Below are 23,284 nucleotides of genomic sequence, written 5' to 3' on the forward strand. Positions count from 1 at the left end.
CGTGCCGCCGGGTTCCCCAACCAGGTGCGAACGTAACCTAACGATGCTGACTTGCCGCCCGCTTGCAAACGGGTGACCCCGGAATTGTCGGTGGGGGCGCGTAGGTTATGGAGGCGTGAGGCCGGTAACAGATTTGCAGCGCAAGGTGGCGCCCTTCCAGGTCGTCACAGAGATGTCGCCGTCCGGTGACCAGCCGTCGGCCATCGCCGACCTTGAGCGCCGTGTGAACGCGGGCGAAAAGGACACCGTCGTCCTCGGCGCGACCGGAACCGGTAAGACCGCGACCGTGGCCTGGCTGGTGGAGAGGCTCCAGCGGCCCGCCCTGGTGATGCAGCCCAACAAGACGCTCGCGGCCCAGTTCGCCAACGAGCTGCGCGAGATGCTGCCCAACAACGCGGTCGAATACTTCGTCAGCTACTACGACTACTACCAGCCCGAGGCCTACGTCCCGCAGAGCGACACCTACATCGAGAAGGACTCCTCGATCAACGAGGAGGTCGAGCGGCTGCGCCACTCGGCCACCAACTCGCTGCTGACCCGCCGCGACACGATCGTGGTCGCCTCGGTGTCGTGCATCTACGGCCTGGGCACCCCGCAGGAATACGTCGATCGCATGCTGCGCCTGAAGGTCGGCCAGGAGATCGAGCGCGACCGCCTGCTGCGCCGCCTGGTCGACATGCAGTACGCCCGCAACGACCTCGCCTTCACCCGGGGCACCTTCCGCGTCCGTGGCGACACGATCGAGATCATCCCTCAGTACGAGGAGCTCGCCGTCCGCATCGAGATGTTCGGCGACGAGGTCGAGAAGCTCGCCACCCTCCACCCGCTCACGGGGGAGGTGATCACCGAGGACACCGAGCTCTACATCTTCCCGGCGTCCCACTACGTGGCCGGTCCCGAGCGCATGGAGCGCGCGATCAACGGCATCGAGGCCGAGTTGTCGCAGCGGCTGGCCGAGCTGGAGGGCCAGAACAAGCTGCTGGAGGCCCAGCGGCTGCGCATGCGCACGACCTACGACATCGAGATGATGCGCCAGATCGGCTCGTGCTCCGGCATCGAGAACTACTCCCGCCACATCGACGGCCGTGAGGCCGGCTCGGCGCCCTACACCCTGCTCGACTACTTCCCCGAAGACTTCCTGCTGGTCCTCGACGAGTCCCACCAGACCGTCCCACAGATCGGCGCGATGTACGAGGGCGACGCCTCCCGCAAGCGCACCCTGGTCGACCACGGGTTCCGGCTGCCGTCGGCGATGGACAACCGGCCGCTGAAGTGGGAGGAGTTCCTGGAGCGCATCGGCCAGACGGTCTACCTGTCGGCCACGCCGGGCCCCTACGAGATGGGCCGCTCGAAGGGCGAGTTCGTCGAGCTGGTCATCCGTCCGACGGGCCTGGTCGACCCCGAGGTCGTGATCAAGCCCACGAAGGGCCAGATCGACGACCTGATGGAGGAGATCCGCGCCCGCGCCGAGCGCGACGAGCGGGTCCTGGTCACCACGTTGACCAAGAAGATGTCCGAAGACCTGACCGACTACCTGCTGGAGAACGGCATCCGGGTCCGCTACCTGCACAGCGAGGTCGACACGCTGCGGCGCATCGAGCTGCTGCGCGAGCTGCGGGTGGGCGAGTTCGACGTCCTGGTCGGCATCAACCTGCTCCGTGAAGGCCTCGACCTGCCCGAGGTCTCCCTGGTGGCCATCCTCGACGCCGACAAGGAGGGCTTCCTCCGGTCGGAGACGTCCCTGATCCAGACGATCGGCCGCGCGGCCCGAAACGTCTCGGGCCAGGTCCACATGTACGCCGACAAGATCACCCCCAGCATGGAGCGGGCGATCGACGAGACCAACCGCCGCCGGGCCAAGCAGATCGCCTACAACGAGGCGGCCGGCATCGACCCCCAGCCGCTCCGCAAGAAGATCGCCGACATCCTCGACTCGCTGAACCGCGAAGACGCCGACACGGCCGAGCTGCTCGGCGGCGGGGGTCGCCAGCAGTCGCGCGGCAAGGCTCCCGTGCCGGGCCTGAAGTCCCGCCAGGCGGGCCAGCACGCCAAGGCGATCGTGGGCGAGATGCCCCGGGCCCAGCTCGAATCCCTGGTCGAGTCGCTGACCGAGCAGATGCACGCGGCGGCGGCCGACCTGCAGTTCGAGGTCGCGGCCCGGCTACGCGACGAGATCAAGGAACTCAAGCGCGAGGTCCGTGACATGAAGACGGCCGGAGTCGGCTGACCCCGGCACCCGACGTGGGCCTGTGGGCGGATGACAGGTCCATACGACATGGCCGAGGACGGGCCAGGAGACGCGAATCGAACGTTTTCGATGAGGCTGGTCGCACAGGACATGGCCGGGGTGATCCCCCGGCATTTGACGCGGGAGCTGCGATGAGGCGGGTCGACTACGACAAGGAGCAGTACCGCGACTACGCGCGCGGCCGGGCGCTCACCGAGCGGCAACGCCAGGTGTGGATCGGCGCGTTCGCGGCGGTGCTGCCGGAGAGGCGTCCCCTGATGGGCCTTGACGTCGGGTCGGGGACCGGGCGGTTCACCCCCGCGCTGGCGGAGGAGTTCGGGCCGGTCATCGGAATCGACCCGTCGGTGCGCATGCGTGAGGTCGCCGAGGAGCATTCCCGCCATCCCGACGTGCGCTATCTGGAAGGCTCCGCCGAGGAGATGCCGGTGCCGTCCGGGAGCGCCGACTACGCGCTCATGTTCCTGTCCTGGCACCACGTCCAGGACAAGGAGCGGGCGGCGCGCGAGCTGGCCAGGGTGCTCAAACCCGGCGGGCGGTTGTTACTGCGGGCCAACTTCAGCGACCACCATCCCCGGCCCTGGTGGCTGGAGCACTTCTCCCGGGGCTTCGAGATCGACGCCGCCCTGTTCCAGCCGCTCCACGAGGTCATCCGGACCTTCACGTCGGCCGGGTGGCGGGTCGCCAGCTTCGGCACGGTGGTGCAGCCGTCCTCCGGCACCCGTCAGGAGGTGCTTGAGCGGCTGCGCCTGCGCACCCTGTCGTTCTTCGCCCAGTTGAGCCCTGAGGAGCTGGAAGAGGGCTTCGGGCGTCTGGAGAGGGCCGTGGCGGCCGATCCCACGGCGCCGGCGCCGGAGTTCTCCGACACGCTGCTCACTCTCGAACGGCCGTCCTGGACAGGGCCCGCGACCGGCGGAGGCGTCTGAGCCTGCGCAGCGTCACCCAGCCGATCGCGATCATCCCCGCCAGGAAGACCAGCACCAGCACCGGCAGGAACACCGCCACCAGGCTGAGCGACAACGAGCCCGCGTCCTCCACGGTGCTCACCACGGGCGCCCCAACGCCCGCCGTCGTGGCGTTCACCACCGGGCGGGCGGTCGACTTCACGGCGTGCACGATCAGGGCCGTCACGATGCCCAGGATCCAGCCGACCGCCGGGTGCTCGGCCATCCAGGCCGAGTTGTCGAGCTGGGAGGCCGCCGAGGTGGCGCTGAAGACCACGCCTCCGGCCGCCGGGCGGACCGCCGTCTGGATCATGTCGTTCACGTGGTCGACGACGGGCACCTTGTCGAGGACGAACTCGGCCAGGAGCAGCACGCCGATGATGCCGAGCACCCAGCCGTCGGCCAGCCAGGCGTACTCCGGCGGCAGCTTCACGGCGTCGGTCACGTTGGCCAGCACGCCGACCACCATGAGCGGGATGTAGGCGTTCAGGCCGGCCGCCGTGGAGAGCCCTAAAGCGGTCAGTGTCGCGAACACAGCAGATCGACCTCCCTCTGAGGGGACAACGACCCACTATTACGAAATATCCCCGGAACTTCCCGCGATCCGCATCAACCGGACTTCCGGCGCGACCCAGCCTTCCTCGGGGGAGTACCGCCGCACGATCTTGGCGGGCACCCCGGCGATCACGCAGTGGTCGGGGAACTCGCCCCTGACCACGGCCCCACCGGCCACGACGCACTGTCGGCCGATCCGGGTGCCGGGCAGCACGATGGCCCCCGTGCCGAGCCAGGAGCCCGCGCCGATGCTGACCGGATTGTTACGCGGCCACTGGCGTCCGACCGGGATGTCCGGGTCGTCGTAGACGTGGTTCTGGTCGGTGATGTAGACGTACGGGCCGGTGAAGACGTGGTCGCCGATGTCGATCGACTGGTGGCCGACGATGTGGGAGCCCCGGCCGATCGAGCAGGAGCCGCCGATCCGGACGAGGGAGTCGGGGCCGAGGTCCACCCCCGGGCCCATGCCGGCCGAGATGGAGACCCGTTCGCCGATCAGGGTGTGGTCGCCGATCTCGATCCACTGCTCACCGAAGATGGCCCCCACGGGGAACGCGATGCACACGCCGTCGCCCAGCCTGCGGAACCGGTAGCCCGCCGGGGAGAGAGGGGTGACGGCCCCGGCTCTGCGGATGTACGCCCACACCCGATGGATCAGACGGCCCGTCAACCGTTGCCGCATCGACATAACGGATCAAGTTACCTTCTTGTGAGATCTCCGCCTATGGCGGGTTCCCGCACGTGGGTGAGCTGGGGACACCAGCATTTGATAGGCTCGAAGCCCGTGGACATGGCCGACACTTTTTCGGACCACGGGAGACCCCTTGCGCAACGCCGTTAGCACCAAACATCTGTTCGTCACCGGCGGCGTCGCCTCCAGCCTCGGCAAGGGCCTCACGGCCTCGAGTCTCGGCCGGCTGCTCAAGCTCCGTGGCCTTCGCGTGACGATGCAGAAACTCGACCCCTACCTGAACGTCGACCCCGGAACGATGAATCCGTTCCAGCACGGAGAGGTCTTCGTCACCGACGACGGAGCCGAGACCGACCTCGACGTCGGCCATTATGAACGTTTCCTCGACACCGAGTTGCACGGTTCGGCGAACGTCACGACCGGGCAGGTCTACTCCAACGTGATCGCCAAGGAGCGGCGCGGCGAGTACCTCGGTGACACCGTGCAGGTGATTCCCCACATCACCAACGAGATCAAAGACCGCATCCGCGGCATGGCCGGCCCCGACGTCGACGTCGTCATCACCGAGGTCGGCGGCACGGTCGGCGACATCGAGTCGCTGCCCTTCCTGGAGGCCGTGCGCCAGGTGCGCCACGAGGTGGGCCGCGACAACGTCTTCTTCCTGCACGTCTCGCTGCTGCCCTACATCGGGCCGAGCGGCGAGCTGAAGACCAAGCCGACCCAGCACTCCGTCGCCGCCCTGCGCAGCATCGGCATCCAGCCCGATGCGATCGTGTGCCGGTCTGACCGGCCGATCACGACCTCGCTCAAGCGCAAGATCAGCCTGATGTGCGACGTCGACGAGGACGCGGTGGTCTCGGCCATCGACGCCCCCTCGATCTACGACATCCCCAAGGTGCTGCACGCCGAGGGCCTCGACGCCTACGTCGTGCGCCGCCTGGGCCTGCCGTTCCGCGACGTCGAGTGGACCGAGTGGGACGAGCTGCTCAAGCGGGTGCACAAGCCGTCCAAGGAGGCCACGATCGCGCTGGTCGGCAAGTACGTCGACCTGCCCGACGCCTACCTGTCGGTCACCGAGGCGCTGCGCGCGGGCGGCTTCGCCAACGACGCCCGGGTGAACATCCGCTGGGTGACCAGCGACGACTGCCAGACCCCCGAAGGCGCGGCCCGCGAGCTCGACGGCGTCGACGGGGTGCTCATCCCCGGCGGCTTCGGCGTGCGCGGCATCGAGGGCAAGATCGGCGCGATCCGGCACGCCCGCGAGAACAGGATCCCCCTGCTCGGCATCTGCCTGGGCATGCAGGGCATGGTCATCGAGGCGGCCCGCAACATGGCCGGCATCGAGGAGGCCAACAGCGCCGAGTTCGATCCCGACGCCAAGCACCCGGTCATCTCGACGATGGCCGACCAGGAGGACGTCGTCGCTGGTGAGCGCGACATGGGCGGCACGATGCGACTGGGCATGTACACCGCCAAGCTCGGCGAGGGCTCGCTGGCCCGCCAGCTCTACGGCAAGGCCAAGGCCGACGAGCGCCACCGCCACCGCTACGAGGTCAACAACGCCTACCGCGAGCGCCTGGAGAAGGTCGGCGTGGTCTTCTCGGGCCTGTCGCCCGACGGCCGCCTGGTCGAGTACGCCGAACTGGCCTCCGACCTGCACCCCTTCTTCATCGGCACGCAGGCGCACCCCGAGTTCCGCTCGCGCCCGACCCGGGCGCACCCGCTGTTCCGCGGCCTGATCGCGGCCTCGATCGCCTACGCCGAGGGCCGCGCCAAGGCGGTGAAGGCCAAGTGACCGTGGCCGACGTGCGCGAGCGGTGGGAGGTCACCGCCTCGCGCGAGCGGTTCTCCGCGCGGATCATCTCGGCGGTGACCGACACCGTCGTGATGCCGGGCGGGGAGACCGCCGACCGCGACTACGTCAAGCACCCCGGGTCGGTGGCCGTGGCCGCGATCGACGACGCCGGCCGGGTGCTGCTGCTGCGGCAGTACCGCCACCCGGTGCGGAGCCTGCTGTGGGAGCTCCCGGCGGGCATCCGCGACGTGCCGGGGGAGCCGCTGGTGGAGTGCGCGGCGCGCGAGCTGGCCGAGGAGGCCGGATACCGGGCCGCGACCTGGCACACCCTGGTCGACCTCTACACCTCGCCCGGCATGAGCGACGAGCGCATCCGCGTCTTCCTGGCCAGGGATCTGGAAAGGATCCCTGACGAAGAGAACACCTACGTCCGGCACGACGAAGAGATCGACATGCCGGTGGAATGGGTACCTCTGGACGAAGCGGTAGAGAAGGCGCTGGCCGGAATGATCCACAATTCCCCCGCCATCGCCGGTATTCTCGCCGCGTACGCCGCATCCTCCGACGACTACAAGGGCCTGCGGGCCGCGAGCGCGCCGGAGGCCTGAACCAGGGGACCTACGCTGAGCTCGCCGGAAGCCGTACTCACCAGCTACCTCGCCCACCTGGCGGTGGAGCGGGGCCTTTCGGCGAACACGCTGGCCTCCTACCGCCGTGACCTGCGGCGTTACGTCGACCATCTGACCGCGCGCGGCCTGGCCTCCATCGGCCAGGTCGCCGAGTCCGACGTGGTGGCCTTCCTGGCCGCGCTGCGGGAGGGCGACGACGATCATCCGGCCCTGGTCGCCAGTTCGGCGGCCAGGGCCGTCTCGGCCGTCAGGGGGCTCCACCGGTTCGCGCTGCGCGAGGGCGTCTCGGCGCACGACCCGGCCAACCAGGTGCGGCCCCCGCGCACCCTGCGCCGGCTCCCGAAGGCGATCACCGTCGACGACGTGGAGCGCCTCATCGCCGCCTCGGGTCCCGACGAGTCGCCCCTGACCTTCCGCAACCGGGCCCTTCTGGAGGTCCTGTACGGAACCGGCGCCCGCATCTCCGAAGCGGTGGGCCTGGCCGTCGACGACATCGCCACCGCCTCCCAGGTGGTGCTGCGCGGCAAGGGCGGCACGACCCGGATCGTCCCCCTCGGCCGGTACGCCCGGTCGGCCCTCGACGCCTATCTCGTCCGCGCGCGTCCCCAGATCGCCTCTCACGGCCGGGGAACACCCGCTCTGTTCCTGAACGCCCGGGGCGGCCGGCTGACCCGTCAGGGCGCCTGGGAGGTCCTCCAGTCGGCCGCCGAACGTGCCGGTCTGTCCGGGGTGTCCCCGCACATGCTGCGCCATTCGTTCGCGACCCACCTGCTCGACGGCGGGGCGGACGTCAGGGTGGTGCAGGAACTGCTCGGCCACGCCTCGGTGACCACCACCCAGGTCTACACGCTGGTGACGGTCGACAAGCTCCGAGAGGTGTACGCCGCCGCGCATCCCCGTGCCCGCAGGTGACCGAGTTCCATTACCCTGGCTTTGCTTGGGCGCGGCGCCTTGCCGCATACGTGACTACCCTCTAGATTCGGTCCGATTCGGGACCGTCAGGGAGGTTCAACAGGTGACTGCGACCACAGACGAGACGTGGACCGCGGGCAACCCGGGTGCCCTGGGCCCGACCGGGCGCCCTCGCCCCGTCTTCCCCGAGCCGCCCGTTCCCGAGAACCACGGCCCGGCGCGGGTCGTCGCGATGGTGAACCAGAAGGGCGGCGTCGGCAAGACGACCACCACGATCAACCTCGGGGCCGCGTTAGCCGAGGTCGGGCAGCGGGTTCTGCTGGTCGACTTCGACCCGCAGGGCGCCCTGTCGGTGGGCCTGGGCATCGACCCCCGCCCCCTTGAGACGACGATCTACGACCTCCTCATGGAGGAGCCCGACGTCACCGCCGAAGACGTGCTGCTCGGCACCAGCGTCGAGGGCATGGACCTGCTCCCCAGCAACATCTTCCTGTCCGGAGCGGAGATCCGGCTGGTCAACGAGGTCGCCCGGGAATACGCCCTCCAGCGCAGCCTGGAGCCCCTGCTTCCCTATTACGACATCTGCCTGATCGACTGCCAGCCGTCGCTCGGCCTGCTGACGGTCAACGCGCTGACCTGCGCCCACAGCGTCATGATCCCCCTGGAGTGCGAGTTCTTCGCGCTGCGCGGCGTGGCCCTGCTGATGGAGTCGATCTCCAAGGTCCAGGAGCGCCTCAACAAGAACCTCGAGATAGACGGCCTCCTCGCCACCATGTACGACCCCCGCACCCTCCACGCCCGCGAGGTGCTGGCCACGATCATGCAGGGCTTCGGCGACAAGGTCTTCCACACGGTCATCAACCGCACCGTGCGTTTCCCCGACGCCACCCTGGCCGGCGAGCCGATCACCCAGTTCGACCCGGGTTCGATGGGCGCCACCGCCTACCGCGAGCTGGCCCGCGAGGTGCTGGCCCGCTGGCCCGCGCGGTTGTAGTTCAAGCGAGAGGCGGGCGGCCGGAGGCCGACCGTGGCTCGTGCTCGTGAATCTGCCTCGAATACACGCGACAATGGCTCGGTGACCGAGCCGGAGACCACAGCGCCACCCGAAGGGTTCCACGTCCACCTTGAGGTGTTCGAGGGGCCCTTCGACCTGCTGCTCGGGCTGATCGCCAAGCACAAGCTCGACATCACCGAGGTCTCGCTCCACAAGGTCACCGACGAGTTCATCGCCTACATCCGCTCCCGCGGGCCCGAATGGGATCTCGACCAGACCAGTCACTTCCTGCTGGTCGCGGCCACCCTGCTCGACCTCAAGGCGGCCCGGCTGCTGCCGGCCGGCGAGGTGGAGGACGAGGAGGACCTCGCCCTGCTGGAGGCCCGTGACCTGCTGTTCGCGCGGTTGCTGCAGTACCGGGCGTACAAGGAGGTGGCGAAGATCTTCTCCGGCCGGATGGCCGAGGAGGCGCTGCGCTTCCCGCGCCTGGTGCCGCTGGAGCCCGCGTTCGCCAACCTGCTGCCCGAGCTGGTGCTCGGGATCGGGCCCGAACGGCTGGCCGAGATCGCCCGCCGGGCGTTCACCCCCAAGGCACCGCCGACCGTTTCGGTCACCCACATGTACCAACCACTCGCCTCCGTACGCGAACAGGCCGCTATCCTGGTCGAGCGGTTGCGCCGGGCGGGCACCGCGACGTTCCGGGCGCTGACCTCCGACTGCGCCGGCCCTTTCGAAGTGGTGGCGAGGTTCCTCGCCGTTCTGGAGTTGTTCCGCGAGGCGGCGGTCTCCTTCGAGCAGGCCGAGCCGCTGGGGGATCTCTACGTGACCTGGACCGGAACGGCCGACGGCACCGTGCTCGTCGGCGACGACTACGACGAAGCGCGACAGGGGGAGAACGACGGTGTCTGAGCTGACGATGGGCCTTGAGGCCATCCTGCTCGTCGTCGACGAACCCGTCGCCGAGATCACCCTGGCGCAGGTGCTCGAACGGCCGACCGCCGAGGTCGCCGCCGCCCTGCGCGACCTGTCGGCGGAATACACCTCCGCCGGGAGGGGTTTTGATCTGAGAGAGGTCGCCGGTGGATGGCGCCTCTACACCCGCGCCGAATGCGCTCCGCTGGTGGAGCGGTTCGTGCGCGACGGCCAGCAGGCGCGGCTGACCCAGGCCGCCCTGGAGACCCTCGCCGTGGTCGCCTACCGGCAGCCCGTCAGCCGGGCCCGCGTTGCGGCGATCCGCGGCGTCAACAGCGACGGCGTCATGCGCACGCTCGCCGCCCGCGGCCTCGTCGAAGAGGCCGGGACCGACCCGGAGAGCCAGGCCGTGCTCTACCGGACCACCAGCTACTTCCTGGAGAGGCTGGGCCTGCGGGAGCTGTCGGAGCTCCCCGAACTGGCGCCCTTCCTCCCCGACGACGTTGACACCCTTGAGGAGCAACCCAAGTGAACAAGCGCAGCACCCCGTCCGGTGATGGACGCGGTCGAGGCAACTCCTTCCGCGCGGGCCGATCTGGCTCCCGCGGCTCCGGCTCCGGAGGCCCCGCCAAACGCGGCGGCTTCGGCGGCGGCTCGTCGGGCGGCGGCTCCGGCTCCCGCGACGACCGCGGCGGCCGCGACTTCCGCGCCCGCGACGACCGGCCGCAGCGGTCCTCCCGCGACGACAGCCCCCGCTCCGACCGGTCCTACGGCGACCGCCCGCAGCGGTCCTTCCGCGACGACCGCCCCTCTGGCGGCGACCGCCCCGGCCGTTCCTACGGCGATCGGCCGCAGCGGTCCTACGGCGACGACCGCCCCGGCCGTTCTTACGGTGATCGGCCGCAGCGTTCCTTCGGCGGTGACCGGCCTTCTGCTGGCGACCGCCCTCAGCGGTCCTATGGCGACGACCGTCCGGGCCGTTCTTACGGTGATCGGCCGCAGCGTTCCTACGGCGGCGACCGGCCCTCTGGCGGTGACCGGCCGCAGCGGTCCTACGGCGACGACCGTCCGGGCCGTTCTTACGGCGACCGTCCGCAGCGTTCCTACGGCGGCGACCGGCCCTCTGGCGGTGACCGGCCGCAGCGGTCCTACGGCGACGACCGTCCGGGCCGTTCTTACGGCGATCGCCCGCAGCGTTCCTACGGCGGTGACCGGCCCTCGGGCGGCGACCGCCCTCAGCGCTCCTACCGTTCCGACCGTCCTTCCGGTGGCGACCGGCAGCGCTCCGACCGGCCCTACGGTGACCGGCCGCAGCGTTCCTTCGGCGACCGCCCGCAGCGGTCGTTCCGTGACGAGCGGCCCGAGCGGCCGGTGCGGCCCGAGCGGTCGTTCCGGGACGACTACCTCGACCGGCCCGAGAAGTCCTTCGAGTCCCGTGACGACCGGGGCAACCCGGCCCCCAAGGGCACGCGGGCGCGGTTCGGCAAGGCCGACCGGCCGATGCGCGCCGACCGGGGCGGGCGTCGTGACGACGTACAGACGGTTGGAAAGCCGGCCCGTCCGAAGGCTCAGCCCTTCAAGACGTCGGCCCAGCCGAAGCGGGACCCCGACTTCTGGGAGCCCGGCTACACCGACGAGCGCGACACCACCGAGGTCCCCGGCGGCGAGCGGCTGCAGAAGGTGCTCGCCCAGGCGGGCGTCGCCTCGCGGCGGGCGTGCGAGGACATGATCGGTGAGGGGCGCGTCACCGTCGACGGGCAGGTGGTCCGGCGGTTCGGGGCGCGGGTCGACCCGGCCAAGCAGGTCATCCACGTCGACGGCAAGCGCATCCCGACCGCGCCCGACCTGGTCTACTACGCCCTCAACAAGCCCATCGGCGTCGTCTCCACGATGGAGGACCCGGAGGGCCGTCCGTGCCTTGCCGACTACGTCCAGGAACTGGCCCCCCGGCTGTTCCACGTCGGCCGGCTCGACACCGAGACCGAGGGCCTGCTGCTGCTCACCAACGACGGCGAGCTGGCCCACCGGCTGACCCACCCGAGCTACGGGGTGCCGAAGAAGTACTGGGCGAAGGTGCCCGGCCCCGTCCCGCGTGACCTGCACCGCACGCTGCGCAAGGGCATCGAGCTGGAAGACGGGCTGGCCAAGGTCGACTCGTTCACCATCGTGCAGGAGCACGGCCAGCAGGCGCTCGTCGAGGTCGTGCTCCACGAGGGGCGCAAGCACATCGTGCGCCGCCTCCTGGAGGAGACCGGGCACCGCGTGATCGACCTGGCCCGCATCGAGTTCGGGCCGGTCAAGCTCGGCCGGCTCAAGCCCGGCACGATCCGCGCGCTCAGCCTGCACGAAGTCGGCGAACTCTACGCATCGGTCAAGCTGTAGCCTTTGCGGACGATCAGATAGGAGTCAGGCATATGGTCAGGGCGGTCCGCGGCGCGATCCAGGTTGACGGTAACGACCGGGAGTCCATCATCACGGGTACGACCGAGCTGGTCACCGAGGTGATGGAGCGAAACCGGCTCACCACCGACGACGTGATCAGCGTGATCTTCACCGCGACACCCGACCTGACCGCCGAGTTCCCCGCTCTGGCCGCACGTAAGCTGGGATTCCACGACGTGCCGCTGCTCTGCGCGTCGGAGATCGGCGTTCCGGGCGCGCTGCCCCGCGTGGTGCGGCTGATGGCCCACATCGCCGTCGACCGGCCGCGCCAGGAGATCCACCACGTCTACCTGCGCGGCGCGGTCGCGCTGCGGGTCGACATCGCTCAATAGATCACCGAGGAAATCCATGACCGAGGGTGGCTCACTCAGCAGTGCTCTGGTCGTCGGCACGGGCCTCATCGGCACGTCGCTGGCGCTGGCGCTGCGCCGCCGTGACATCAGGGTGCTGCTGACCGACCGCGACCCGGGGGCCGTACGGCTGGCCAGCGAACTGGGCGCCGGCGAACCCTGGGACGGCGGTGAGCGGGCCGACATCGCGGTCATCGCGGTGCCGCCGCAGTACGTCGCCGACCAGCTCCTCGAACTGCAGAAGAACGAGGCGGCCCGGTTCTACACCGACGTGGCCAGTGTGAAGGCGGTGCCGATCGCGCAGGCGGCCGTGCTCGGGTGCGACCTGTCGGTGTTCGTCGCGGGCCATCCGCTGGCGGGGCGGGAGAAGTCCGGCCCCGGGGCGGCCCGCGGCGACCTGTTCCTCGGCCGCCCATGGGCGCTCTGCCCGACGATCGAGTCGGGTCCGCGCGCCCGGGAGGCCGTGTACGAGCTCGTCGCCCTCTGCGGGGCGAACGCCGTCACGGTCGGGGCCGAGGAGCACGACCGGGCGGTGGCGCTGATCTCCCACGCCCCCCACGTGGCGGCGGCGGCGGTGGCCGCGCGGCTGGCCGAGGCCCCCGACACCGCGCTCGGCCTCAGCGGCCAGGGCGTGCGCGACGTGACCCGCATCGCGGCCGGCGACCCGGCCCTGTGGACGGGGATCCTGTCCGGGAACGCCGCCCCCGTGGCGGAGGTCCTGGAGGCGGTCGCCGGCGACCTCGCCCTCGCGGCGCGGGCGCTGCGCGAGTTCGCGATCGACGGCACCCCCATGGAGGAGGTCACCGACCTGCTCCAGCGGGGTGTGACCGGCACCGGCCGCATCCCCGGCAAGCACGGCGGTCCCGCCCGCACCTACGCGGTGGTGCAGGTCGTCATCGGCGACCGTCCGGGCGAGCTGGCGCGGCTGTTCCAGGTGGCCGAGCAGGCCGGGGTCAGCATCGAGGACGTGCGGCTGGAGCACGTGCCCGGGCTTCCCCTGGGCGCGGTGGAGCTGTCGGTGCAACCCGAGGCGGCCGAGATCTTCGCGACGGCCCTGCGGGCGCAGGGCTGGCAGCTGCAAGGGTGAGGGCCCGGCGATGGTCACGTGTTCACAAGGTGACGATCGAGAGGGCCGTCGTCCACAGGCGATCGTGAAGGCTGTCGGGGCCGGGCCTGCGCCCCGGTAGCCTTCTGAGGGTCGCAACACACACGAGAACAGGGGAGTGGACCGTGCCGGGTCTGGTCGTCGCCATGGACGGGCCTTCGGGGTCGGGCAAGTCGAGCGTGTCCCGCGGGGTGGCCCGCGCGCTGGGCCTGCGTTACCTCGACACGGGGGCGATGTACCGGGCGCTCACCTGGTGGGTGCTCGACCAGGGCATCGACCTGGCCGACGCCGAGACCATCGCGGCACGGGCGACCGAGCCGGTGCTCGAGATGTCCACCGACCCCGGCCACTCCGGCGTCACGATCGACGGGATCGACGTCAACGGCCCGATCCGGGAGGCGGCCGTGACCGCCGCCGTCTCGGCGGTCGCCGCGGTCCCCGAGGTCCGCGCCCATCTGGTCGCCCTCCAGCGGACGCTGATCGCCGCAGCCCCCGAGGGCATGGTCGTCGAGGGCCGTGACATCGGCACCGTCGTCGCCCCCCAGGCCCCCGTCAAGATCTATCTGACCGCCAGCGCCGAGGCCCGCGCGCGCCGGCGCAACGCCGAGCTGACCGGGTCGACCGTCGAGGCGCAGGTGGCCGACATGGCCCGCCGCGACACGCTCGACTCCACCCGCAAGGCCGACCCGCTGACCATGGCCGCCGACGCGGTCGAGGTCGACACCACCGAGCTGGGGCTCGACGAGGTGATCGCCGAGATCCTGCGGCTCGTGAAGGAGCGCGCCCCGATCGAGGCGCGCTGACAGGAGGAATGCCGCGATGAGCGCGGAGTACGACGACGACGGCTGGATCGAGGCCGAACTGGCCACCCTCGATGTCGAGGGAGGCCACGACGACGAGCCCGATTCCGGTCCGCTGCCCGTCGTGGCGGTGGTGGGTCGCCCCAACGTGGGCAAGTCGACCCTGGTCAACCGCATCATCGGCCGCCGGGAGGCGGTCGTGGAAGACGTCCCCGGCGTGACCCGCGACCGGGTCACCTACGACGCCAACTGGCGGGGCCGCCGGTTCACGCTGGTCGACACCGGCGGGTGGGACCCCGACGCCACCGGCATGGCCCTGAAGATCGCCGAGCAGGCGCAGGTGGCGGCCGAGCTGGCCGACGTGATCCTGTTCGTGGTCGACGCCACGGTGGGCATCACCGACTCCGACGAGGCCGTCGGCGGGGTGCTCCGCAAGGCCGGCAAACCGGTCGTGCTGGCCGCGAACAAGGTCGACAACCAGCTCCAGGAGCTGGAGGCCAACGAGTTGTGGTCGCTCGGCCTCGGGCAGCCCTACCCGGTGTCGGCGCTGCACGGCCGCTCCAGCGGCGACCTGCTCGACGTGGTGCTCGACGCGCTGCCCGAGACGCCGCCGCTGAAGTTCGGCGAGCAGCGCGGCCCGCGCCGCGTGGCCCTGCTCGGCAAGCCCAACGTGGGCAAGTCGTCGCTGCTCAACCGGGTCGCCGGCGAGGAGCGGGTGCTGGTCGACCCGATGGCCGGCACCACCCGTGACCCGGTCGACGAGCTGATCGAGCTCGGCGGGGTGCCCTGGCGCTTCATCGACACCGCCGGCATCCGGCGGCGCGACCGCGAGCTCAAGGGCGCCGACTTCTACGCCGCCATGCGCACCCGCGCCGCCCTGGAGCGGGCCGAGGTCGCGATCGTGCTGATCGACGCGTCCGAGGTGCTGACCGAGCAGGACCTGCGGATCATCGGGCTGGTCATCGAGTCGGGCCGGGCCATGGTCGTGGCGTTCAACAAGTGGGACCTGGTCGACGAAGACCGGCGCTACTACCTGGAGAAGGAGATCGAGCGCCAGCTCGTCCGCACCCCCTGGGCGCTGCGGGTGAACATCTCCGCCAAGACCGGGCGCCACGTCGAGAAGCTGGTCCCGGCGCTGGAGCGGGCGATCGACTCCTGGACGACCCGGGTGCCGACCTCGCGGCTCAACCAGTTCCTCACCGAGCTGGTGCAGGCGACCCCGCCGCCCGTCCGGGGCGGCAAGCAGCCGAAGATCCTGTTCGCCACCCAGGCCGCGACCGAGCCGCCGAAGTTCGTCCTGTTCACCTCGGGCTTCCTTGAGGAGACCTACCGCCGCTTCATCGAGCGGCGGCTGCGTGAGGAGTTCGGCTTCGAGGGCTCCCCGATCGAGGTGACGATGAAGATCAGGGAGAAGCGCAAGAAGTAGGGCCGTTCTTCCGCGGGCCGCACCTCCGGGTGCGGCCCGCGGCGGTTCAGGCGCCTGTGATGGTGGTGCCAGCCCTACCATCGGCCGGGTGTACGCGGGATCGTGAGGAAAGCCGCCGATTTCTAAGTTGATGGGCATGAGAACACATCTGCGCCGCCTGGCCGCCGACACCGGCTACCTGATGCTGGGCTTCCCCCTGGCGACGGTCGCGTTCTGCCTGATGGTCGCCGGGCTCTCGGCCGGAGCCGGGACCGTCGTCGTCGGCGTCGGGGTGGCCGTCCTCGCGGTCACCCTGCTCATCGCCCGTCTGTTCGGCGACCTCGAACGGGGCCGCATCGCGCTGGTCCTCGACCGGCCGGTGCAGCGTCCGCGTTATCCGGCGCCGCCGGTGGGCGCGGGCTGGATCCGACGGCTGGTCAACCCGATGCTGACGCCCCAGTCGTGGCTCGACGTGCTGCACCTGATCATCGCCTTCCCGGTCGCGATCGCGACGTTCGTCGTCACGACCGCGATGTGGGGGCTGGTGCTGGGCGGCGTGACCTACCCCATCTGGGGCTGGTTCACCAACCAGATCCCCGGCAACGAGGAGTTGCCCGAGCTGCTCGGCTTCAGCGGGAGCTACCTGTCCAACACCCTGTTCTACGCGGTGCTCGGCATCGTCGCGACGCTGGTGCTGTTCCCGGTGATCCGGTTCATGGCGACGTTGCAGGCCAACCTGGGCCGGACGCTGCTCAGCGGCATGGCCGAGCTGCAGGGCCGCATCGACGACCTCACCGAGGGCCGGCACGCCGCCGCCCACGCCGAGGCCGACGCGCTGCGGCGGCTGGAGCGGGACATCCACGACGGCCCGCAGCAGCGGCTGGTCCACCTGGCGATGGAGTTGTCGCGGGCCCAGCGGCTGCTGGAGCGCGACGCCGCGGCCGCCTCGACGACGATCGGGCAGGCGATCACCGCCACCCGGGAGACGCTCGACGAGCTGCGCGCCCTGTCGCGGGGCATCGCGCCGCCGATCCTGGCCGACCGGGGGCTCAACCCGGCGCTGTCGGCACTGGCGGCCCGCTGCACCGTGCCGGTCGAGCTCGACGTCCGCATCGAGGAGCGGTTCGCCGCGCTGGTCGAGAACACCGTCTACTTCGTCACCGCCGAGGCGCTCACCAACGTCGCCAAGCACAGCCGGGCCACCCTGTGCCGGGTCATGCTCGACCGCACGGGCGACTCGCTGCTGCTGACCATCGGCGACGACGGAGTCGGCGGCGCCCATGTCGCCAAGGGCCACGGGTTGTCCGGTCTGGCCGACCGGCTGCGCGCGGTCGACGGCGAGTTGTCCGTTCAGTCCCCCGCCGGGGGACCGACCCTGATCGTGGCGGAGGTTCCGTGCGGGTAGTGGTGGCCGACGACGCCGTGCTCATCCGGGAGGGTCTGGTACGCCTCCTCGAAGAGTTCGGTTGTGAGGTGGTCGCGACGGTGGGGACGGGCGATGAGCTCGTGTCCGCCGTCGCGGCGCATCGGCCTGACGTGTCCGTGGTCGACGTGCGGATGCCGCCGACCTTCACCGACGAGGGCCTGCGCGCCGCCGTGGCGGCCCGTAAGGAGGTGCTCGGGGCGCCGGTCCTCATCCTGTCGCAGTACGTCGAGGTCTCCTACGCCGACGACCTGCTCGCCGACGCCCGGGGCGGGGTCGGCTACCTGCTGAAAGACCGTGTCGTGGACGTCGAGGAGTTCATGGCCGGGCTGCGCGGCGTCGCCTCCGGCGGCACCGTCTTCGACCCGCAGGTCATCTCGCAGCTCATGGTCCGGCGGCGGCGCGACGACCCGGTGGCCCTGCTGACGCCGCGGGAGCGCGAGGTGCTGGCGCTGATGGCCGAGGGCCGCTCGAACCCGGCGATCGGGCGGCACCTGGTGGTGAGCGAGGGCGCGGTGGAGAAGCACATCCGCTCGATCTTCGCCAAGCTCGGCCTGTACGCCGACGACGCCGACCAGCACCGCCGCGTGCTGGCGGTGCTGGCCTTCCTGCGCTCCTAGGCCGGGTGGTTGCCCGCCGGCCCGCCGATGTCGTAGGGGGTCGTGACGCCCTCGTAGGCCACGTGGAACTCCATGCCCTGGACCGCGTGGGCCAGGTCGTGGCAGTGGGACATCCACAGGCCCGGGTTGTCGGCGGTCAGCGCCACGACCCAGACCTCGCCCGGTTCGACGTCGAAGGTGTCGACGAGCATCCCGTTGGCGGGCCGGCCGTCGCGGGACAGGACCTCGACGTGGTGGCCGTGCGGATGCATCGGGTGCAGGTCGCCCGACCGGTTCACGATCGTGATCTTGACGCGTTCCCCTTCGCGCACGACCGGGGTCGGGATGTTCGGGTAGCCCTTCCCGTTGACCGTGTGGGCCAGCCTCGGCACCCCGTCGACCATGGCGAAGGTCTTGTCGAGCACCCAGACGATCTCCTGGTCGAAATCCTCGCGGAGGTCGGGCAGCGTGCCGTAGCGGGTGACGTCGAGCGGCTCGCCCGTCGCGGGCGCGGTCTGGCCGTTCAGGGCCAGGCCCGGGTGGCCGTCGACGCTCAGCATGACCGGGCCGTCGGGCATGGTGAAGGCCAAGTCGTAGCGGCCCCCGGCGGCGAGCTTGATCCGCCGGTCCCGCAGCGTCGTGGCGCCGGCGACGTCGCGGGCGTCGACCGAGCGCAGCCGGAAGTCCACGCCCGACAGCCCCAGGGTCACCGGCGTGCTGTCGGTGTCGGCGATCCGCAGCCGGACCGGGCTGCCGGGCGGGATGACGGCCGTGACCTGCCGGTCGGTGGGCGGCCGGTCGTCGAAGCTGAGGGTCTTCACGTTGCCGTATGTGTGCACCGCCACCGTGTGGTCGCCTTCGGCGGGTTCCACGATGAGCAGCCCGAACAGGCCCTTGGCCACGGCGACGCTGGAGTTCTGGTGGGAGTGGTACCAGTACGTGCCGGGGTCGTCGGCGCGGAAACGGTAGACGTGCTCGCCGCCGGGCTTGACGGCGTCCTGGGTGACGCCGGGCACGCCGTCCTCCCCGGCGGGCAGGTCGTAGCCGTGCCAGTGGATCGTCACGCCCTGGTCGCCGGGCAGTTCGTTGCGCAGCGTCACCTCCAGGGTCTCGCCCTGCCTGACCCGCAGCGTCGGACCGGGGTTCTGGCCGTTGAACGACCAGGTCTGCACGGTCCGGCCGCCGACGGTCAGGCTCGACGACTTCGCCGTCAGGGTGTACCTGCGCGCGTCCGGGTCGGCGGGGCCGCGCAACGAGGCCACGGAGACACCACCGGTGGCCGTGTCGTGGCCCGCGTGCATCGGCGTGCCGGAGAAGCTGCCCGAGACCGCCCACACGACGCCGGTCAGCGCCACCGCGAACCCCGCGATCCGCCACCGGTCGCCGCCCCCGCCCGCGACCAGCCGCCACGCCAGTGCCGCGGCGCCGCCCCCGACCAGCATCACGACCAGGGCCGACGACACGGTCACGGGGTAGGAGACGATCACGTCGCAGGCCACCCCGATGATCGCGCCGATGGCGGTGAGGATCAGCGGGTAGGCCTTCTTCGGGTCCCGGTCCCGCCGCAGCAGCGCCGGGACGGTGGTCGTGAGGGCGTACACCATCGGGACGAGCAGCAGGGGCAGGGCCAGCAGCACCTTCTCGGCGACGAACCACCACCCCGCCTGCATGAGCCGCGCCGTCAGCACCACCCGCACCCCGCTCACGACGACCGCCCCGGCGCTCAGCGCCAGGGCGGCCAGGTGGAATCGCGGGTCGTGCGGCGGCCGGAACGCGGCGAACGCGAAACCGGCCGCGGCGGCCCACACCACGGCGGCGACGACGACCACGATCTGGTCGAGGCCGCCGGCGAGCGCGGTGGTCACGCGACGGCGGCCTGGGGCGCGGGCGCCGCGGCCTTGGTGAGGTCGCGGGCCTTCTTCATCAGCACGACCGACGCCCACAGGATCGCCACGCCGTCGAGGGCGTGGAAACCGAGCACGACCAGGCTCGCGGTGCTGGTGCTGTTCTCGGTGGCGCCGAGCATCCCGGCGAGCTCGAAGATCACGAAGAGCTGGACGACGATCAGCAGCAGCGGCGTGATCGACAGCAGGATGAGACGGCCCCCGGCCTTGGCGATCGCCGCCACGATCGTGGTCAGGATCGACAGGATCGGAAGGACCATGGTGCCGTTGAGGATGTGCGGCATGATCGCGGCGTCCTCGGCCCCGAAGGCGGGCGTGGGCCGCTCGAACGCGCCGAACGTGGCGAAGTAGAACTGGGCGATCACGGAGACGAACATGATCACCGTGAAGCCGAAGAAGACCTTACGCATGTGGGATCCCCCAGACAGAGTGGTGTCGCTGGCGCCAACTGTGGGCCAAGGGGTGTCCCGAGCACATGGGACCGGCGTCCTGAACGCCCGGGATCGCGGCCTTCTCCGATCCTTGACCCGCTCTGTCGGGGTGGCTTGAGTATCCCCCTACTCCATCGCCAGCGCCACCACGGCCCCGATGCCGCACAGCACCGCCGTGATGAGGAAGATCTCCGAGTATTCGGTGTGCAGGGCCGCCTGCACCGCCTGGGTGTAGACCTCAAGCTGCTTCTGGTACGTCTCGGGCGACACCCCGAACGGCAGGGGGGTGTCGAGGTCGGCGGTGAGGGTCTGGAACCGGTGGAACCCGTAGGCCGACAGCGCCGCCACCCCGAGCAGCATGCCCATCATGCGGGCCACCACGACGGCGGCCGAGGCGACGCCGTGCTGGACGGCCGGGATGGTCGTGAGGACGGCCGAGCTGACCGGCGCGATGACCAGCCCCAGGCCGAGCCCGGCGACGACGAGGTCGACGTCCATCGACAACCCGCCCGGCACGACCGGCCACCGGCTGATCAGCACGTAACCGGCGGTCGCCACGACCATGCCCGCCACGGTGACCGGCCGTTCGCCGAACCGGCGCGCCAGCGCGCCCCCGGCGAACGCGGCGACGGCGAGCGCGACCAGGAACCGGGTGAGCACCAGCGCCCCACCGGTCGCGTCGGCGCCGAGCAGCGTCTGCGCCACCAATTGCACGTCGACCAGCGTCACCAGCAGCGCCGCCCCGGCCAGGAAGCTGACCGCCAGCGTCGCGAAGACGGGCCGTTTGCGGACGCCGGTGAGGTCGAGGATGCGCGTCCGCGTGCGCAGCTCCCAGACGACGAACACGACCAGGACGACCGCCCCCGCGATCACGGCCGGCACCCCCCACGAGGGCAGCACCCGCTCGCCGGGCTCGGGGTTGTAGAGCCCCGCCACGAGCAGCCCCAGCCCCAGGGCCAGCAGCACCCCGCCCGGCACGTCGACCCTGGTGGCGGTCCGGGTCCCGGCCGGGACGTACCGATGCACCGCCACCGCCGCCAGCGCGGTCAGCGGGAGGTTGACCCAGAAGATCGTGCGCCACCCGTCGAGGAACCCGACCTGCACGACCGCGAGCCCCGCGCCGTAGAGGGGTCCCAGGACCGCCCCGAGCTCCTGCGCCGCCCCCACCGCGCCCAGGGCGGTCGGCCGCCTGCGCGCGTCCCAGAGGTCGCCGATGAGGGCCATGGTGATCGGCAGCAGCGCCCCGCCCGCGATGCCCTGGACCGCCCGCCCGGCGGTGAGCAGCGGGACGCTGCCGGCCAGCGCCGTGACGAGCGACCCGAGGGCGAACCCGGCCAGGCAGGCCTGGATGACCACCCGCCGCCCGAACCGGTCGGAGAACTGCCCGAGCAGAGGCATCGCGGCGACGTAGCCGAGCAGGAACCCGGTGACCACGGGGGTGACCCGCTCCAGCCGGTTGACGGGCACGTTCGCCGACGCCGCGATGTCGACCAGGACGGTGACCACGACATAGGCGTCGAGCGCGGCCAGCAGCACGGCGGCCCCGGTGACCCCGAGAACGACACGCCGGTTCGACCGGGGCGCCATGACCCGGGACTCCTCCTCCACAGACTCCACGACGCCGAGATTAACCGCTGAATCAGACCCGCACGCGCGCCCGGACGATCAGGGCCGGCGGCTCAACACCTCGGCGATGTCGCCGTGCCGCCGCACCATGGCGGCCAGATCCGGATCGATGAGGGTCAGGCAGGTCACGATGCTCTCGTAGTCGGCCGTCAAGTGCCGGTTGTGGATCGGACCGTGATGCGCGATCTTGTTACGCAGGATCCGGTGGTGGTCCAGTCTTGCGTGCAGTTCCCGGCGCGGTCCCCGGAAGTGCGGAAACGCCTTGTGGAGGGCCGGCCGCCAGAGGCGCTGGTCGTAGTTGTCTCCTCGCCCGAGCAGCGCGACCCAGAAGCCGAACGACAACTGGTCGGTGATCTGCTCGGCGTCGACGGGCAGCCGGAGCCGGGTGACCTGACTCACCGCGTCGGCGATCTTCCGATTCGCCACGGACGTGAGCCGGGCGTTCGGGTGGTTCCACCAGTCATCCTGGCCGAACAACAATGCGAGCTGCCTGTTCATCCCCACCCGCATGGCCACTTCCAGAAACTGAAGGGGACCGTAGAACGCCGAACTGATCTCGGTGTTCCAGCAGTGCAGGCGCAGCGCGGAAACCGGATCTCCGCCGGTCCGCAACAGGTAGGGCGACATGCGGACGGGCGACAGAGCGACGTGGAGCCGCCACGCTTCGGTCTCGAGCATCCTGACTGAGCTGTCCCATCGTGCTAGCCTGCTGCCATACGCCCCGGACCTGCCTCTGCTTCGCACGCAACCGGGGCAGCGCCATTTCCGGCCTCTGTGGGTCGCTCGGTGTGAACGACTCATCGCACAGAGATCAACGCAAAGGCTGGCACAGGGCGACGGGACGCGCCGCCCGAACGCCGGAACTTCTCAGACCGCCGGGGCCTCGATCGTCACCGGGGCGTCGTAGTCGGTGAGGGCGACCTTGACCGTGCCGCCGTTCAGGGGGAGGTCGATGGCCGTCACGCGGCTCGTGGCCTTGTCGATCATCAGGGTGCCCGGCTGGTCGCCCGTCACGCCGGGGACGATCTTCTTCAGGGGGTCGCCCGGCAGGGTCACCTTGAGCGTGTAGATGCCGTTCTGCTCGCCCTCGATCGTGGCGCCCTTCGCCGACGACAGCAGGGTCGGGACCGCCGTCACCACCGCGCTCGGGTCGTAGAGCGCCGCCAGCTGGGCGCGGGACATCGACTTCTGGAAGCCGCCCGTCGGGCCCTTGATGTAGACGGCGTCGCCCGCCAGGACGAACTCCAGCTCCTGGAGCGCGCCGATCATGATCTGGAGCTTGCCCTTGGCGTCGCCCTCGCGGGTCAGGTCGCCCTCGGCGGTCTTCACGGGGATCGGCGGGTTGCCCTCGGTCGTCAGGGAGAAGGCCACCGTCTTGACGGCGCCCATGGCCGCCGCCGACTTCTTCAGGACGTCGGGCGCCGCCGGGAGGCCGCCCTCGGTCGTCGAGGAGGAGCAGGCCGTGACGAAAGCCACCAAGGCCGCCAAGCACAGGATTCTTCTCACGCCAGGGATGCTAGCC

22 protein-coding genes are annotated in these 23,284 nt (G+C 70.7%); 15 read left to right on the forward strand and 7 right to left on the reverse strand.

Annotation, left to right across the window (positions count from 1 at the left end):
* Nucleotides 1-115: 115 nt before the first annotated feature.
* Complete coding sequence (gene uvrB / locus QSK34_RS03910; RefSeq protein WP_285579906.1) at nt 116-2,227, forward strand: excinuclease ABC subunit UvrB; 2,112 nt, start codon at nt 116-118, stop codon at nt 2,225-2,227.
* Between the two features lie 152 nt (nt 2,228-2,379).
* Nucleotides 2,380-3,171 carry a class I SAM-dependent methyltransferase gene (locus tag QSK34_RS03915; RefSeq protein ID WP_285579908.1) on the forward strand — a complete coding sequence of 264 codons (792 nt, stop codon included), beginning with the start codon at nt 2,380-2,382 and terminating at the stop codon, nt 3,169-3,171.
* Here QSK34_RS03915 and QSK34_RS03920 read toward each other — a convergent pair.
* Both QSK34_RS03920 and QSK34_RS03925 read right to left on the reverse strand, forming a co-directional pair.
* Nucleotides 3,119-3,724, reverse strand: coding sequence for a DUF4126 domain-containing protein (locus QSK34_RS03920; protein ID WP_285579910.1), 606 nt, complete (start codon nt 3,722-3,724; stop codon nt 3,119-3,121). The two genes, QSK34_RS03915 and QSK34_RS03920, sit on opposite strands and share 53 nt — an antisense overlap.
* Before the next feature lie 39 nt (nt 3,725-3,763).
* Nucleotides 3,764-4,426, reverse strand: a complete 663-nt coding sequence (locus QSK34_RS03925; protein ID WP_419672849.1) for an acyltransferase — start codon at nt 4,424-4,426, stop codon at nt 3,764-3,766.
* Between the two features lie 142 nt (nt 4,427-4,568).
* On the opposite strand from QSK34_RS03925, the gene pyrG reads away from it, so the two are divergent.
* The 13 genes from pyrG (at nt 4,569) to QSK34_RS03990 (ending at nt 17,822) form a co-directional block, all read left to right on the forward strand.
* Nucleotides 4,569-6,230, forward strand: a complete 1,662-nt coding sequence (gene pyrG / locus QSK34_RS03930; RefSeq protein WP_161478529.1) for a CTP synthase — start codon at nt 4,569-4,571, stop codon at nt 6,228-6,230.
* The gene (locus QSK34_RS03935) at nt 6,227-6,838 is read left to right on the forward strand and encodes an NUDIX domain-containing protein (RefSeq protein ID WP_051759143.1); all 612 of its coding nucleotides are present in this window, start codon (nt 6,227-6,229) and stop codon (nt 6,836-6,838) included. Before pyrG ends, QSK34_RS03935 begins: the two co-directional genes overlap by 4 nt.
* Before the next feature lie 15 nt (nt 6,839-6,853).
* The gene (gene xerD / locus QSK34_RS03940; protein ID WP_285582034.1) at nt 6,854-7,771 is read left to right on the forward strand and encodes a site-specific tyrosine recombinase XerD; all 918 of its coding nucleotides are present in this window, start codon (nt 6,854-6,856) and stop codon (nt 7,769-7,771) included.
* Between the two features lie 103 nt (nt 7,772-7,874).
* Nucleotides 7,875-8,765, forward strand: a complete 891-nt coding sequence (locus QSK34_RS03945) for a ParA family protein (protein ID WP_062354743.1) — start codon at nt 7,875-7,877, stop codon at nt 8,763-8,765.
* 81 nt (nt 8,766-8,846) lie between these two features.
* Nucleotides 8,847-9,674 (forward strand): segregation and condensation protein A, encoded by an 828-nt coding sequence (locus QSK34_RS03950; protein ID WP_161478528.1) that lies wholly within the window; start codon nt 8,847-8,849, stop codon nt 9,672-9,674.
* Between the two features lie 7 nt (nt 9,675-9,681).
* On the forward strand, nt 9,682-10,209 hold the full coding sequence (gene scpB, locus QSK34_RS03955) for an SMC-Scp complex subunit ScpB (protein WP_161478693.1): 528 nt from the start codon (nt 9,682-9,684) through the stop codon (nt 10,207-10,209).
* Entirely contained in the window at nt 10,206-12,059 is a 1,854-nt protein-coding gene (locus QSK34_RS03960; protein ID WP_285579917.1) for a pseudouridine synthase, read from the forward strand. The genes scpB and QSK34_RS03960 overlap by 4 nt, the downstream gene beginning before the upstream one ends.
* Before the next feature lie 32 nt (nt 12,060-12,091).
* Nucleotides 12,092-12,451 (forward strand): chorismate mutase, encoded by a 360-nt coding sequence (aroH, locus tag QSK34_RS03965; protein WP_062354738.1) that lies wholly within the window; start codon nt 12,092-12,094, stop codon nt 12,449-12,451.
* Between the two features lie 16 nt (nt 12,452-12,467).
* A complete protein-coding gene (locus tag QSK34_RS03970) occupies nt 12,468-13,556 on the forward strand; it encodes a prephenate dehydrogenase (RefSeq protein ID WP_161478527.1) in 1,089 nt (362 codons plus the stop codon).
* 143 nt (nt 13,557-13,699) lie between these two features.
* On the forward strand, nt 13,700-14,377 hold the full coding sequence (gene cmk / locus QSK34_RS03975; protein ID WP_285579920.1) for a (d)CMP kinase: 678 nt from the start codon (nt 13,700-13,702) through the stop codon (nt 14,375-14,377).
* Nucleotides 14,378-14,393: 16 nt separating this feature from the next.
* Nucleotides 14,394-15,800 (forward strand): ribosome biogenesis GTPase Der, encoded by a 1,407-nt coding sequence (gene der, locus QSK34_RS03980; protein ID WP_161478526.1) that lies wholly within the window; start codon nt 14,394-14,396, stop codon nt 15,798-15,800.
* Nucleotides 15,801-15,936: 136 nt separating this feature from the next.
* Nucleotides 15,937-17,184: a sensor histidine kinase gene (locus tag QSK34_RS03985; protein ID WP_285579927.1), complete on the forward strand. Its 1,248-nt coding sequence runs from the start codon at nt 15,937-15,939 to the stop codon at nt 17,182-17,184.
* Nucleotides 17,175-17,822: a response regulator transcription factor gene (locus QSK34_RS03990; protein ID WP_285579928.1), complete on the forward strand. Its 648-nt coding sequence runs from the start codon at nt 17,175-17,177 to the stop codon at nt 17,820-17,822. The genes QSK34_RS03985 and QSK34_RS03990 overlap by 10 nt, the downstream gene beginning before the upstream one ends.
* On the opposite strand, the gene QSK34_RS03995 is transcribed toward QSK34_RS03990, so the two are convergent.
* The 5 genes from QSK34_RS03995 to QSK34_RS04015 all read right to left on the reverse strand — a co-directional run bounded on the left by QSK34_RS03995 (nt 17,819) and on the right by QSK34_RS04015 (nt 23,268).
* Entirely contained in the window at nt 17,819-19,666 is a 1,848-nt protein-coding gene (locus tag QSK34_RS03995; RefSeq protein WP_285579933.1) for a multicopper oxidase family protein, read from the reverse strand. The genes QSK34_RS03990 and QSK34_RS03995 overlap by 4 nt on opposite strands.
* Complete coding sequence (locus QSK34_RS04000; protein ID WP_285579935.1) at nt 19,663-20,115, reverse strand: DUF6220 domain-containing protein; 453 nt, start codon at nt 20,113-20,115, stop codon at nt 19,663-19,665. Before QSK34_RS04000 ends, QSK34_RS03995 begins: the two co-directional genes overlap by 4 nt.
* Nucleotides 20,116-20,262: 147 nt before the next feature.
* Entirely contained in the window at nt 20,263-21,753 is a 1,491-nt protein-coding gene (locus tag QSK34_RS04005) for an MFS transporter (protein ID WP_353051363.1), read from the reverse strand.
* A 48-nt stretch (nt 21,754-21,801) separates the two neighbouring features.
* A complete protein-coding gene (locus QSK34_RS04010) occupies nt 21,802-22,389 on the reverse strand; it encodes a hypothetical protein (protein WP_285579937.1) in 588 nt (195 codons plus the stop codon).
* 240 nt (nt 22,390-22,629) lie between these two features.
* Nucleotides 22,630-23,268, reverse strand: coding sequence for an LppX_LprAFG lipoprotein (locus QSK34_RS04015; protein WP_285579939.1), 639 nt, complete (start codon nt 23,266-23,268; stop codon nt 22,630-22,632).
* Nucleotides 23,269-23,284: the final 16 nt, after the last annotated feature.

The sequence above is a fragment of the Herbidospora sp. NBRC 101105 genome (assembly GCF_030269205.1).
Lineage (GTDB): Bacteria > Actinomycetota > Actinomycetes > Streptosporangiales > Streptosporangiaceae > Herbidospora > Herbidospora solisilvae.